A 14,424-nucleotide genomic window follows, 5' to 3' on the forward strand; every position below is an offset into this window, starting at 1 on the left:
ATCTTTTCATGCCTCATCATGTTGCAATAAAAAAGGGTGAAACACTATACATGGCACCTTTTCTACAATATTTCTCGTATTCAGCGTGCTAACTTTATCTAAATCCTTCACACTAAGAAGATATACTCGTAAAACTTTGTCGTCCATTCGATATTCCAATAAATTCATGTAAACATAATTAACTTTAAATTTCAAATACTTTTTTATGTTAACTATATTGACATGGATAGATCGATCTTTTATAGTTAAGCCATAACAACACCATATTTGAATCGATTACAGTTACAACGGCGTAGCTGGTTGAAACGGCAATGAAGCCTGTTTTGCAATCTCGGAGCAAGGGATGCGTATGTATATGCGCAGTCCTCCGAGGCATAACAGGCTTTTTCGATTTTAGAGACAAGATTTGAGGCAGTTTGCAGAATGGACCTAAGGGGGCTAATCATAATGAGTACAACGAAAAAACTGGTGCTGGTCGGCAATGGCATGGCGGGAATCCGCACAATCGAACATATCCTTAAGCTTGCTCCACACGCTTATGAAATTACAGTCTTCGGCGCAGAGCCGCATCCCAACTACAACCGGATCATGTTATCTTCTGTACTGGCTGGCGGAACATCCATCGAAGATATCGTAATCAATGAGTGGAGCTGGTACGAAGATAACGGCATTCGGGTGTACCCGGGTGACCCGGTCGTTCAGATCGATACCAAGCGCAAGGAAGTTGTATCTCAAAATGGTGTACGCGCAGATTATGATGAGCTGATTATGGCAACAGGTTCACAAGCGTTCATCCTGCCACTTCCCGGTGCTAATAAGGAAGGCGTTATCGGATTCCGCGATATTAAAGACTGTGAAACAATGATGGCAGCATCACAAAAGTATCGTAAAGCTGCCGTCATTGGAGGCGGATTGCTTGGACTGGAAGCAGCGCGGGGGCTGCTTAATCTGGGCATGGACGTCACAGTCATCCATATTAACGGTCATCTGATGGACCGGAACCTGGATTTGCCGGCAGGTCTGATGCTCCAGCGTGAGCTTGAAGAGCAGGGCATGAAGTTCCTTTTGAACAAACATACCGAAGAGATTACGGGGAAACATCGAGTAAAAGCCATACGTTTCACCGATCAAACGGTACTTGAAGCTGATCTGGTTGTCATGGCTGTCGGGATTCGTCCGCAGGTTGAACTGGCTCGCAATACCGGCCTCGATGTAAATCGTGGTGTCATTGTAGATGATTATATGCATACCAGCATCCCTGGCATCTCTGCCGTCGGCGAATGTGCAGAACACCGCGGTATTGCCTACGGACTGGTTGCTCCATTATATGAACAAGGTATGGTGCTTGCGAAACGCCTGGCTGGCGCGGCAACCGAAGGATACGAAGGTTCGGTCACTTCTACCAAGCTGAAAGTATCCGGTGTTGACGTATTCTCTGCCGGACAATTCAAAGACGCTGCGGACACTCGCAGCATTCGTATTCAGGATGACGTCGATGGCGTGTACAAAAAGATGGTGATCAAGGATGGTCAGCTGATCGGAGCTGTATTGTTCGGGGATACAACAGACGGCGCTTCTCTATTTTCCCTCATCAAGAGTGGTGAGAACATCAGCGGTCGGGAGAAAGAAATTTTGCTCGGCGTACCTTCCGGTGGTTCAGGCTCGGGTCCATCTGTCGCAGAACGCATGGCCAGTATGCCGGATGACGAGATCGTCTGTGGTTGTAACGGTGTTACCAAAGCTTCCATCGGAGACGCTGTTCTGAATAAAGGCTGTAATACACTCGGTGCAATCAAGTCCTGTACCAAAGCTTCCGCTTCTTGCGGTGGGTGCAAACCTATTATCGAAAACCTGCTCACATATTATGCCGGTGATAATGTAGGTGAACAAACCAAAGAAGGCATCTGTGGCTGCACATCCTATGATCGGGATGAGATTGTTGCACAGATCAAGGAAATGGGACTGAAAAGCGTGAAGGAAGTCATGAATGTTCTGGGTTGGAATGAACCGGAAGGCTGCTCCAAGTGTCGTCCTTCCCTCAACTATTATCTCGGTATGATCTGGCCGGCTGAATACACAGATGAGCGTGTATCCAAATTCACCAATGAACGTTATCACGCCAACATCCAGAAGGACGGTACCTACTCCGTTATTCCACGGATCTATGGTGGTGTCACTTCCCCGGCGGAATTGATCAAGATTGCAACTGTCGCTGAGAAATACGATGTGCCGTTGGTGAAATTCACAGGGGGACAACGACTTGATCTACTTGGTGTACAGAAGGAGAACCTGCCGAAGATCTGGGAAGAGCTCGATATGCCTTCCGGTTTTGGTTATGGCAAGGCGCTGCGTACGGTGAAGACTTGTGTAGGTAATACGTTCTGCAGATTCGGCACACAGGATTCCATTGAGATGGGTATTCGTCTGGAGAAAAAACTCGACAAGATGGTGGCTCCAGCCAAAGTGAAACTCGCCGTCTCCGGATGTCCGCGGAACTGTGCTGAAGCGACCATCAAGGATCTGGGTGTTGTCGCCATTGATGGCGCTTGGGAGATTCATGTTGGCGGTAACGCCGGAGTCAAGGTTCGTGCAGCCGAATTGCTCTGTACGGTGAAGACCGATGCGGAAGTGGAAGAGTGGACTTACTCTTACCTGCAATACTATAGAGAGAATGCAAAATGGAATGAGAGAACAGCGGCATGGATTGAACGGGTAGGTCTGGATCATGTGAAGGAAGCATTGGCGGATCGGGATGTACGTCTCGCTCTGATTGAACGTCTGGAAGTTACACTGGGTCACACGGTTGATCCTTGGAAAGAAATCATTGAAGACGAGAAATTGCGTAAAAACTTCACCCCACTGTCCGGTGCCGAGCCGGTAACTCACTAGAAGAGGAGGAACAGCGATGAATAAATTCCGGATTGGACACCTTGCGGATATTGATGAAAAGGGAGCACGGACCTTCCTGGTACAGGATACCGAAATTGCAGTCTTCAAACTGAGCGACGGAAGTCTTCACGCCGTCGAGAATCGCTGCCCTCACAAGGGCGGCAAGCTGTCGGAAGGCATGGTATGCGGGACAGCCGTTCATTGTCCTTTGCATGATTGGAAGATTGATCTGCGTAACGGTAAGGTACACGAGCCGGATGAGGGCTGCTTGAATACCTACAAAACAGAAGTGGACGGCAACAGCGGAGAAATCTTCATCACAATTGCGGGTTAAAGGCTAGAGATACCCTGACATCAAGGAGGCGTGCGCTATGGATTTTGTTAAACCTGCAGAAGTGCTGCAATCGATGGTCGAAGCTGGTAAGAGCAAAGCCAGAATGAATCAGGTACAGATGCTGATCCGCGGTTTTCTGGCGGGGGCTATTCTTGCCTTTGCAACCACACTGGCATATACCGCTGTATCTCAAACTTCCGTTGGTTTGGCAGGTGCACTGATATTCCCGGCGGGATTTGTCATCATTATTCTGCTGGGTCTCGAATTGGTGACAGGAAACTTTGCCATGCTTCCACTCGCGGTGTTGAAACGTAGAATTACATGGATGGAAATGCTCCGAAATTATTTTTGGGTGATCACAGGACATCTGCTCGGATGTGCATTCTATGCTCTCTTATACGGCCTGACAATTACCAAGATGGGTACGGATATGAGCCACCCTCTAATTCAAACGCTGATCCAAACCAGTGAAACCAAGACCCTGGGGTATCAGCACTTGGGTGGGGCTGGCATTGTACTAGTCATCATCAAAGCCATTCTATGTAACTGGATGGTCACACTCGGGGCAGTGATGGCAATGACGTCCACTTCTACACTGGGCAAAATCGTAGCGATGTGGCTGCCCATTACAATATTTTTCGCTCAGGGATTTGAGCACGCTGTGGTAAATATGTTTGTCATCCCCGCAGGCATGATGCTCGGTGCACAGGTCAGTCTCGCTGACTGGTGGCTGTGGAATCAGATCCCGGTGCTGGTGGGTAACCTCATTGGCGGAGCTGTATTTACAGGCCTCGGTCTATATGCTGCCCATCACTGGGGAAATCCAGTAAAGCTATCGACCAAACTGGCGACCATTCAGGGTGGTCGTTCAGGATTAGCAAGTTCCGATGCTGCATCCAAACTGGGGACACGATCATGAGCCGGGGCCTGGTTAGTATTGTTGGCGCTGGTCCTGGAGATCCGGATCTGATTACGGTAAAAGCTCTGAAACGTATTCAGTCCGCAGATGTCATTATGTATGATCGGCTTGTGAATGATGAATTGCTCGCCGAAACTCGTGAAGGAGCACTCCGCATCTACTGCGGCAAGGCTCCAGGCCTTCACTCCATGAGTCAGGAGATGATTGGACGGATGCTGGCTGCACATGCAGCGGAAGGCAAACAAGTTGTACGACTCAAGGGTGGCGATCCGTTTATCTTTGGCCGTGGTGGTGAAGAAGCGCTTGTGCTGGCGGAAGCAGGGATTGCATTTGAGATCATTCCTGGCATCACTTCCGCTGTAGGCACATCCGCTTCCTCCCTTATTCCGTTAACTCATCGCGGGATTGCTTCATCCTTCGCATGTGTCACGGGAACCGGCAGTGATGGAAGTGTATCTTCGGTCCGCTGGGATCTGCTTGCCCATAGTGTAGACACACTGGTCATCTACATGGGTATTAGCCAACTGCCCCAGATCCAACATGAATTGCTTCACCATGGCAAAAGTGGACACACCCCAGCGGCTTTAATCGAACGGGGAACCACTTCGGAGGAACGGATCATTATCGGCACACTTGCCGAACTGCTCTCCCTCGCTAAGTCCCATCAAGTGAATAATCCCGCATTAATCATGATCGGAGAGTCGGTCCTGATCCGCGAACAGCTGCTTCAGATGCAACAGGCCGCGAATGCCTCCATGACCGGATAATCGAATTGGATTCCCTCATCTATATCAATTGAACTAAATATTTACACAAAACGGAGAGGACAGAAAGGACCTGAAGAAGCGGAGCGTTCGCCTTTATCCCCGGATTTACCCTTTATAAAAGAAATCAAAAAAATCTGGGGATAACAGCGATCGGAAGGTTGTTCTGTCATCGAAGTGTGCAGTGTAAATATTCTTTAGTTCAATTGATATAGAACAAAACTCCCATTGGACCTTAATCCAACAGCATACGCTCGTGAATCGTCCTACCCTTCTGCCCGGGTTCAATCAGCAGACGGGTCGGTTTGATGTTGATCAGTGCCGTAAGCTGCTCTCCCATATAATGCGCTGAATATTTGAACCCAATCTCCGCCCAGTGTATAATCACTCCCACCGTTGCAGATACCAGATAACTTAACATGATGTCGTAATTAATGGTGTGCTCGCTATCTTCGGTCACAAGTACAAAATCCTCGGTTAAATACGTTCTAAACATATTGCACAGCCGGGAATTCATATCCGAATGCATCGTCATTAATGCGCGGAAAATATCCTGATGGGCTTCAATATATTCAAATACCGGCATCGTGGATGGCAGCAATGCAGTCATGTCCACTTCTTTGAGCTGTGCGTATGGTTCTGCATAAGCTCGCCCAACTCCCTGCATGAAATCATCCAGAATGAACTGCAACAACTCTGGTTTGCCGGGAAAATGTAAATAAAAGGTTCCGCGGTTGTAATCCGCCCGCTCCGTAATATCCCGAATGGTTAAAGCGTCTGCGCCCTTCTCTAATATTAAAGAAACCGCCGCAGCGATGATGGCATCCTGCGTTCTTCGTGCTCTCCGGTCCTGAGGATGTTCAATCATCAACATTTTCGCCTCCTTTGTTCATTATTGTAAACTAAATGAACACCGCTTACATCACTGTCCAATAGCTGACATATGCGCTGTCAATGATTATTGTCACATGGCTATGTATATCTTAACATTGAGGCAGGAAAGATAGTCGACAGGTTGAAACTTTTTTTGAGAAATACCTGCCAATAATGAATAAGGAGCGGATATATCATGAGTACATCTTATACACATACAGCCGTTATTACAGGAGCAGCCGGAGGCATTGGTAAAGAATTATCACGCCGCCTTGGTGAGCGCAAAATCAATCTGGTATTGGTCGACCTGAATGAAGAAGCCATCCAGCAGACAATTACTGATCTGAACCTCGACAAAGAACACGTCATCGCCGTAAAAGCGAACGTATCCCAAGAAGCAGACGTGAAAAACTATGTGCAAAAAGCACTGGATGCTTTTGGCCGAATCGATTATTTTGCCAACAATGCCGGAATTGAAGGTCCAACAGGGCTGATCGAAGACCTGAGTGTTGAAGCACTGGATACGGTATATAACGTCAACATTCGTGGGGTATTCCTCGGTCTGCAAAATGTCATTCCAGTGATGAAAAAACAAAAATCTGGTGCGATTCTAAATACCTCTTCCCTTGCGGGTCTGATGGGTGCACCTGCCGTATCTCCATATATTATGTCCAAACATGCCGTAGTTGGTCTCACGCGTACCGCTGCCAATGAACTGGCACCTTACAATATTCGGGTTAACGCTGTATTGCCAGGCACAATCAACACACGTATGATGCGCCAGATTGAGGCGAATTCCGGTAACGTGGAAGACTATCAATCAGCAACCGTGTCCAGCATTCCAATGGGCCGTTATGGTGAACCAGAAGAAGTCGCTGCGGTGATGAACTTCCTGTTGTCCGAGGAAGCTTCCTATGTAACAGCTTCCCTCTACACTGTAGATGGCGGTATGATGGGTCAATAAGGTCGGGTGGCTTTGCCTTGCCCACAATCTGCTTAAAAAAGCCGAAATGACGGAAAAACGCAAAAAGGACAAAGCAGGATAAACCTCTGCTTTGTCCTTTTTTGAACCTATGAGTTTTATTTCTGTTTGCCTATACGTTTTTTAAGGGCTTTTGAGACAGCCCCTTTTTTCATCATCTAATCGCCGACGAAATACCAAAGCCGAGACAGCAAATATAATAAAAGATACTGTTGAAGCAGCAGTAACCATCTTCAACACATTTCCTATTGGGGAGTTAAACAACAGAGCAATTGAGATGATTAAAACGGCACCAGTTATACCCATTCCCAAAATGGAGATCGCTAAAATCTTGTTCATCAAATCACCTCACAGGTCAAAAATGTAATTTCTATTTTTTATTGCCTACTTGACGGGGCTATGACCATGCGATCATTCCTTTTTTTCTGAAGCGTTAATAGTTATAACCATATGTTTTGGAAAAGTGAAAAGGTCAAAACTAATGTCAGTAAGGAACCTGCAGATGTAAAAACAACTATTTTTCGATTACTTTGCTTTCTTTCAGGTTTTAAAAACTCTTGGATTGCTACAAACCATACAGCAATAGCTATTACAGAAATAATACCCATAGACATATCTTCTCCTTTCTTACATTTCATATAAAACTTTAACACACATTATGCGATTCAATGGCCAGTTTGCTTTTATTTAATTATATTACCGGTCGAAGTCCATTCATCATAAAGGGAGAAATGTAAAACAAAAAAACCGTTCTCTAGTAAAATGGAAGTACGACCCACCATTTGAAAGGAGACGGTTTCTTTGTACATTTTACAGTAAAACACAACGAGCAAGAAATACCCGAATAAGGGTGTCAGGTTCGTTAAACTTTGCCTACGCTCAACTTAATCGATGTATCCCGCGTGACCCTTGTCCATCAAGTAGTCCATCTCAGCATCCAAAATGCTTTCCACGGTCAACTCATCGAGCTTCACATCTTTGCGACTAAGGATGTAATCCGCCAGATCATCGCCGTCAATATCAACATCGTTGCCTTTGGAATTCTCATGCGCCTTGTTGATGTACGCTTGCTCATGCTTCAACACAAGAGCGATGTTCGCTTGGCTTGCCTTCGTTTTATCTGCAATATATTGCATCATTTCTTGTTCGTTAATTGAATTTGCTTCTGCCACGTCAGTTCATCTCCTTGATTCATACATACTGTTGCCATTGTAGCATAGGTTAACCCATTACAGGCAGAACTTATGCCTGAAGAACGGTTTTAGAACAGAGTTGTAATCGCCTAAATCCTGCTCTATACTCTAACTCTTCATCCTACTCTACCCCTACGACAAACGTACGTAAAATGTTGCACCCTCTCCGACCACGCTTCGAGCATACACCTCTCCTTTGTGCTGATCCACAATGGAGCGAGCAATCGCGAGACCCAGACCATGCCCACCATGTTTGCGTGCTCTTGAAGAATCGGTGCGATAGAATCGATCGAAGATCCGATCCAGATGTTCCGGTGCAATGCCTTCACCTGTGTTGGACACGGCCAGCATGACATCATTATTCTGTTTCTGGAGCGTGACGTTCACGGCGCCTTTTGGACCGGAATACTTCACAGCATTATCAAGCAGGATCAGAATGACCTGTTTGATCTGCTCACTGTTCCCATGAACCGTAAGATTCGGCTCAATGCTGTAATCGAGGGAGATGTTTTTCTCAAATATAACGGCCTCCATCGGCAAAATAATACTCTCTACCGCATCGCTCATATTAAACTTCGCATGAATCATCGTGGAGCGTGAGTCATCCATCTGTGTCAGATAGAGCAGATCATTCGTAAGTCCGGTCATACGCTCGGTTTCCGACTTGATATAGTGAAGCCATTTCGCCTGGTTCGCTATGGTATCCTCCTGATTCGCCAGTAACACGTCAGCATTGGTATTGATGATCGCCAGAGGTGTCTTCAGCTCATGTGAAGCATCCCCGATGAATTGTTTTTGCTTCTCAAACGCTTCTCTGACTGGCGCAATGGAGCGATTCGCAAAATAACGGCTCAAGAAGTAGATCACAATCAACATAACCAGTCCGACAACAGCAAATGTATAGATCAGATTTGTAAGAATACCTTGTTGTGCCGTCACATCAATGAATACGATCATATGCCCGTCACCGCTCGGATCAACCACATAGGCCCAGTCCGTTCCATCCAGCGCAAATTGCCCCGTCTGCCGTTCCGATCCACCTACTTTATCCTGGTCAACCTTTTGCAGTGCCTCGGTGTAGAACGTATCTTCCATATCAAATCGAGAATGCGTATCCGTAATCTTCCACTGATCATCCGTCATGATCATGAACGACACGGAACGTGCCGGTGGTGAGTTGGGATCACCTCCCGGGCCTCCATTATCACCGCCCATGGCATCAGAGGGAAACGAATCTGAACCAGAACCCTGCCCTTCCCCGCGCGGCATCTTGGAAGAATTATTGGGACTGTGATAGAAATCAGACACCTTGTACAACTCCATATTTGTCTCACGTTGCACATTCTGATAAGTAATCGTATAGATCGTCGCAAATGCCACCAGCATCATAATGGAGATCGACACCAGATTCACGATCAGGAATCGATTTCGGAGTTTCTTGAACATCAGGACGTCACCTCAAGTACATATCCGACACCCCGAATCGTGTTAATGCGGACGGCAGAGTTCAGAAAGGTTAATTTTTTGCGTAAAAACGAGATGTAGACCTCCACATTGTTATACTCCACTTCCGAATCAAATCCCCATAACTTCTCAATAATCTGCTCTTTGGAGGTAATCGCCTGTCTGCGTGCAATCAACAGCTCCAGCAGCTCATTCTCCTTCAAGTTCAGCTTAATCTCCTTACCCTGTACGCTCAGCTTCAATTGGGTTGTGTTCAATTCCATATCACCAAACTTCAGTCCATCCTCGGGAACCACTTCGCCCTTCCGCCTTAAGGCTGCACGAATCCGGGCCAGCAACTCCTCTGTGGCAAAGGGCTTGGCGATATAATCGTCGGCACCATAGTCCAGACCGGTGACTTTGTCCGACAATTCGCCCTTGGCGGTAAGCAGAATGACAGGTGTATGATTCCCTTCACTGCGAAGTTTCTTCAGGACGGTGATCCCGTCCATCTCCGGCATCATGATGTCGAGCAGTAACAGGTCGTAGATACCGCTCTGCGCATAATCGAACCCTGATCTGCCGTCGTGAACCATGTCCACGGAGTAGTTGTTTTTTTTCAAAATCTGCGATACAGCCTCTGCCAAATGAACCTCATCTTCCGCAATTAATATTCTCATCATCTATTCATTCCTCTGCTTGAATTATTCATCTTCATAAATGCTGTATGGTATCGCCTATTCTATCAATTAAACCTTGAATTAATCTTAATATTTTTTTGTGCAGCAACTATTTAAATTGAACAAAAGAATATTTACACTTGCCACTACGATGACAGAATAACCTTCCAATCGCTGTTATCCCCAGATTTTTTGATTCCCTTTTGAGAGGTGAAAATCCAGGGATAAAGGCGAACGCTCCGCTTTTTCAGGTTATTTCTGTCCTCTCCGTTCTCGTGTAAATGTTTAGTTCAATTTTTATATTATAGGAAGGTAAAAAAATGTTAACGCAATGTAAAACCATTTAAGATTCATTCAAGGTTGGCGCTCTAAGATACAGACACGGAAGCAATACACGAGACAACATAACATACAATCCACCGACGAAAGGAATGAGTCCCACATGGCTATTGAAGTATTCAACCGATATGAGAGCAAGTACCTTCTGACGGATGAGCAGTACGCACATTTCTACAATGACCTGCTGAAATACATGGAGCTGGATGCCTACAACAAGAAACATGAGTATTACTCCATCAGCAACCTGTACTTCGACACTCCGCAGGATTCGCTGATTCGCGCCAGTCTCTCCAAACCAAAATACAAGGAGAAGCTGAGACTGCGGGCTTATGGAATACCTGAAGAGAATGCCAAAGTGTATCTGGAGATCAAAAAGAAAGTCTTTGGCCTGGTGAACAAACGCAGAACAGCCTTGAAGCTGGATGAAGCTTACGAATTCGTTCGTTCGGGACAGGCGCCAGAGCTCGCGGATTACATGAACAAACAGGTTGTCGAGGAGATCAAATATTTCCTTCGGGTATACGATCTGGAACCAAAAGTGTATCTGGCGTATGAACGCAAAGCGCTTTTCGACAAGAACAGCCGCGATCTCCGCATTACCTTTGACACCAACATCCGCAGCCGCAGATACGATCTGAAGCTGGAACAGGGAGATTACGGTGAACCGCTGGTGAAGGACGGTCGATGGCTGATGGAAGTGAAAGCCGAGAAAACCGTTCCGATGTGGCTGTCACAACTGCTGTCCGAACATGGACTGTACCGTACCGGATTCTCTAAATACGGCAACGAGTTCAGACATTTAGTGAGAACAACCAACCTGAATTATCAGACGGAGCGCCTCCTTGTACCAGGTACCGACTTCAACCCATCCATAGAACAAGATAAAACGATTATAGAAAGAGAGCGTGTCCTATATGCTTGATTCCCTGTTCAGTTCAGCCCTAACCGATACCAACCTGACATTTAACAACGCAGTCATCACCATTGGTCTTGCCATCATTCTGGGGTTAATCATCAGCCTCACCTACATGAAGACCAACCAAAGCACATATTCCCAAAGCTTTACTTTAACGATGGTCGTCCTGCCTGTCATTGTCGCGATCATCATCCTGCTCATCGGCAGCAACATCGCTCGAGCATTCAGCTTGGCAGGTGCCTTCTCCATCATCCGTTTCCGAAGTGCCCCTGGTGATCCAAAGGACATTGCTTATGTATTGTTTACAATGGCTTCCGGTCTTGCCTGCGGTGTAGGCGCTTTTGGATACGCGGTGCTGTTCACCATTATCCTGTGTGTGCTGATGTTTGTCCTGAGTCGCTTCAACTTCGGTGGCAAGAAAAGTCAGCTGAAAACGCTGAAAGTCACCATTCCCGAGAACTTGAGCTATGAAGAAGCACTTAATGAAGTGTTCCATACATTCAACATACCTTTTGATCTTAAAAAAATCAGAACGACCGAACTCGGCAGTCTGTATGAGCTGGTCTACAGTGTAACCATTCACGAAAGTGTTAGCCAAAAGGAATTCCTCGATGCGATCCGTACACGGAACGGCAACCTGGATATCTCGTTAACCATGAGTCCAACAACGGAATATTAATTTATAATTCGAAGGGAACGATCCATTATGAAGAAAAACATGATAACAGGTAGCAAACTTTGGTCCATCGCTATGATTACCAGCCTACTCGCAGCATGCAGTTCACCAGCAACCACAAGCACAACGGCGAATGCCGCAACGTCAACGACAGGAACAACCAAAACGGTATCTGTCAGCGAGCAAACTTCTGTGAAATATGCAGATCTGGTCTCTCCGGATGCTGACGATACCAACATTAGCTGGAGTGAGGCAGATTCCACAGCGATTAAGTTGAACGGTACAACTGCAACGGTAACCGGTTCGGGCGCCAAAGCAGCCAGTGGCTCAGTAACCATCACTGAAGCAGGCACTTACGTACTTAGCGGTGAGTTAACCGACGGCCAGATCGTGGTCAATGTTGCTGATAAGGGTACCGTTCATCTCGTATTAAACGGAGCAACCATCCATGATAATGACAGTGCCGCAATCTATATTCAGAAAGCTGGTAAAGCGGTGATTACACTCGAAAAAGGAACCAAGAATACCGTTTCCGATGGTAAAACGTATGTGTACGCCGACGCTACAACAGACGAGCCTGATGCTGCAATCTTCAGCAAAGCGGATCTTACATTCAACGGTACAGGTCAATTGACCGTCACAGGTAACTATAATGAAGGTATTACGAGCAAGGATGATCTGAAGATCATTAGTGGTAACATCCGTGTCAAAGCAGCCGATGATGGTATCAAAGGTAAGGATATGGTCGCCATCCAAGCGGGTACCATCACCATTGAAGCCGAAGGCGACGGTATTAAATCAACCAATGACACAGATACCACCAAAGGCTTCGTTGCCATCGCAGGAGGTACCTTCGATATTCAGAGTGGCAATGACGGTATTCAAGCCGAAACCGCACTTGTTACGGATGGCGGCACATACAACATTGTAACTGCCGGTGGTAGCGCCAATGCATCAGCCAAAGTAGAAGAAGGTCCATTTGGTGGCGGTGGCGGTGGATGGGGTGGCGGAACACCTCCAACGGATATGGGCACACCACCGGATGGCGAACCTCCTGCAGATATGCCGGAGATGCCTAATAACAGCGTTACGAATGCAGGTGCTAATACAAACGGCGCAGCAGCATCCAACTCTGCCAACACAACAACAACAACAACGGATAACAATGCCGATGCGGACACAGCAACAACAGCAACCGAGTCCACAAGTGCCAAAGCACTCAAAGCAGGTACAGACCTTACGGTTAATAGTGGTACGTATACCATTGATTCCATGGATGATTCCCTGCACAGCAACAATAACGTGACAGTCAATGACGGAACATTCAACATTGAATCCGGTGATGACGGCATTCATGCCGATCAGGCACTTACGATTAACGGCGGAACCATCACGATTGTGAAGAGTTATGAAGGACTTGAAGGAGCAAATATTACCCTGAATGATGGGGATGTGGATGTAACAGCATCCGATGATGGCGTAAATGCTGCAGGTGGGGAGACGGAAACAACTGCGAATACAGCGGCAAGTACAGATCGCGCGACTACAGCAACCGATGCAACAACGACATCCAACATCTCTGTAACCGAAACGACAGGTACAACATCAACTACCGATCAGGCATCCCAAGGTACGGCTGCTACTCAGCAAGGGCGTGGACCGGGCGGTATGGGCGGTTCAGCAGCGAGTAATAACGAATTCCACATTAACGGCGGCTCCCTCAAGGTGAACGCAGGTGGTGACGGACTGGATTCCAATGGTTCCATTAATATGACGGGCGGAACGGTTATTGTGAACGGTCCAACGAATAGCGGCAACGGAGCATTGGATTATGACGGCACATTTGAAATCAGTGGTGGATACTTGGTAGCTGCTGGCAGCTCGGGTATGGCACAAGGAACATCCGATGCGTCTACGCAAAATACCATTGTGATGACATTCCCTGCAACACAAAAAGCTGGAACACTTGTACATGTACAAGATAGCCAAGGCAACAACATTCTGACGTTTGCTCCGGCAAAAGATTATCAAACCGTGGTTGTCAGCTCACCGGATCTTGCGAAAGATGGCTCCTATGTAATCTACTCCGGTGGTACGTCTACAGGTAAAGCCGTGGATGGACTCTACACAGACGGTACCTATAGTGGCGGAACTCAAGTGGTTGCATTCCAATCGACCAGTAATGTGACTTGGGTGAATGAATCTGGTGTAACCACAGCCAATACAGGTATGGGTGGTCCTGGTGGCAGTGGACAAGGCGGATTCGGAGGAGGCAGAAACAGATCCCAATCCGGTACAACCTCTGACAGCACTGGCACTACCGATTCTGCAAAATAAGACTAATGCTGAGCGATAGAGTATAACACGCGTCTGAAGCGAAACGAAAAAGGCTCCGAAATCACTTTCACAGTGAGTT

At 46.8% G+C, this 14,424-nt stretch carries 14 protein-coding genes; 8 read left to right on the plus strand and 6 right to left on the minus strand.

The annotated features are described in order from the left end of the window. The first annotated feature begins 447 nt into the window (after positions 1-447). From nirB to cobA, 4 genes are read left to right on the plus strand one after another with little or no spacing between them, the layout of a single operon-like run. A complete protein-coding gene (gene nirB / locus J7E78_RS23465; protein ID WP_215078466.1) occupies positions 448-2,889 on the plus strand; it encodes a nitrite reductase large subunit NirB in 2,442 nt (813 codons plus the stop codon). Between the two features lie 16 nt (positions 2,890-2,905). Beyond that, positions 2,906-3,223, plus strand: coding sequence for a nitrite reductase small subunit NirD (nirD, locus tag J7E78_RS23470; protein ID WP_215078468.1), 318 nt, complete (start codon positions 2,906-2,908; stop codon positions 3,221-3,223). Between the two features lie 37 nt (positions 3,224-3,260). Continuing rightward, positions 3,261-4,142 (plus strand): formate/nitrite transporter family protein, encoded by an 882-nt coding sequence (locus J7E78_RS23475; RefSeq protein WP_215078470.1) that lies wholly within the window; start codon positions 3,261-3,263, stop codon positions 4,140-4,142. Beyond that, positions 4,139-4,909 carry a uroporphyrinogen-III C-methyltransferase gene (gene cobA, locus J7E78_RS23480; protein ID WP_215078473.1) on the plus strand — a complete coding sequence of 257 codons (771 nt, stop codon included), beginning with the start codon at positions 4,139-4,141 and terminating at the stop codon, positions 4,907-4,909. The genes J7E78_RS23475 and cobA overlap by 4 nt, the downstream gene beginning before the upstream one ends. A 232-nt stretch (positions 4,910-5,141) precedes the next feature. Here the strand turns inward: cobA and J7E78_RS23485 are convergent, their stop codons facing one another. Then, positions 5,142-5,774, minus strand: coding sequence for a TetR/AcrR family transcriptional regulator (locus tag J7E78_RS23485; protein ID WP_215078475.1), 633 nt, complete (start codon positions 5,772-5,774; stop codon positions 5,142-5,144). A gap of 201 nt (positions 5,775-5,975) precedes the next feature. Between J7E78_RS23485 and J7E78_RS23490 the strand changes: the two genes are divergently transcribed. Further along, positions 5,976-6,743 (plus strand): SDR family NAD(P)-dependent oxidoreductase, encoded by a 768-nt coding sequence (locus tag J7E78_RS23490; protein WP_215078477.1) that lies wholly within the window; start codon positions 5,976-5,978, stop codon positions 6,741-6,743. 141 nt (positions 6,744-6,884) lie between these two features. On the opposite strand, the gene J7E78_RS23495 is transcribed toward J7E78_RS23490, so the two are convergent. The 5 genes from J7E78_RS23495 to J7E78_RS23515 all read right to left on the minus strand — a co-directional run bounded on the left by J7E78_RS23495 (position 6,885) and on the right by J7E78_RS23515 (position 10,077). Next, entirely contained in the window at positions 6,885-7,100 is a 216-nt protein-coding gene (locus tag J7E78_RS23495; protein ID WP_215078479.1) for a hypothetical protein, read from the minus strand. 101 nt (positions 7,101-7,201) lie between these two features. Next, on the minus strand, positions 7,202-7,369 hold the full coding sequence (locus tag J7E78_RS23500) for a hypothetical protein (protein WP_215078586.1): 168 nt from the start codon (positions 7,367-7,369) through the stop codon (positions 7,202-7,204). Between the two features lie 276 nt (positions 7,370-7,645). Next, complete coding sequence (locus tag J7E78_RS23505; protein WP_397330612.1) at positions 7,646-7,933, minus strand: hypothetical protein; 288 nt, start codon at positions 7,931-7,933, stop codon at positions 7,646-7,648. Between the two features lie 153 nt (positions 7,934-8,086). Beyond that, positions 8,087-9,400 (minus strand): sensor histidine kinase, encoded by a 1,314-nt coding sequence (locus tag J7E78_RS23510; protein WP_215078481.1) that lies wholly within the window; start codon positions 9,398-9,400, stop codon positions 8,087-8,089. Next, the gene (locus J7E78_RS23515) at positions 9,400-10,077 is read right to left on the minus strand and encodes a response regulator transcription factor (RefSeq protein ID WP_215078564.1); all 678 of its coding nucleotides are present in this window, start codon (positions 10,075-10,077) and stop codon (positions 9,400-9,402) included. Before J7E78_RS23515 ends, J7E78_RS23510 begins: the two co-directional genes overlap by 1 nt. A gap of 442 nt (positions 10,078-10,519) precedes the next feature. Between J7E78_RS23515 and J7E78_RS23520 the strand changes: the two genes are divergently transcribed. The 3 genes from J7E78_RS23520 to J7E78_RS23530 are packed head-to-tail and all read left to right on the plus strand — an operon-like array spanning position 10,520 to position 14,345. Next, positions 10,520-11,338 carry a polyphosphate polymerase domain-containing protein gene (locus J7E78_RS23520; protein WP_215078483.1) on the plus strand — a complete coding sequence of 273 codons (819 nt, stop codon included), beginning with the start codon at positions 10,520-10,522 and terminating at the stop codon, positions 11,336-11,338. After that, positions 11,331-12,011: a DUF4956 domain-containing protein gene (locus J7E78_RS23525; protein WP_215078485.1), complete on the plus strand. Its 681-nt coding sequence runs from the start codon at positions 11,331-11,333 to the stop codon at positions 12,009-12,011. The genes J7E78_RS23520 and J7E78_RS23525 overlap by 8 nt, the downstream gene beginning before the upstream one ends. Positions 12,012-12,038: 27 nt before the next feature. Beyond that, positions 12,039-14,345, plus strand: coding sequence for a carbohydrate-binding domain-containing protein (locus J7E78_RS23530; protein ID WP_215078487.1), 2,307 nt, complete (start codon positions 12,039-12,041; stop codon positions 14,343-14,345). Positions 14,346-14,424: the final 79 nt, after the last annotated feature.

Source organism: Paenibacillus polymyxa (genome assembly GCF_018614975.1).
Lineage (GTDB): Bacteria > Bacillota > Bacilli > Paenibacillales > Paenibacillaceae > Paenibacillus > Paenibacillus polymyxa_E.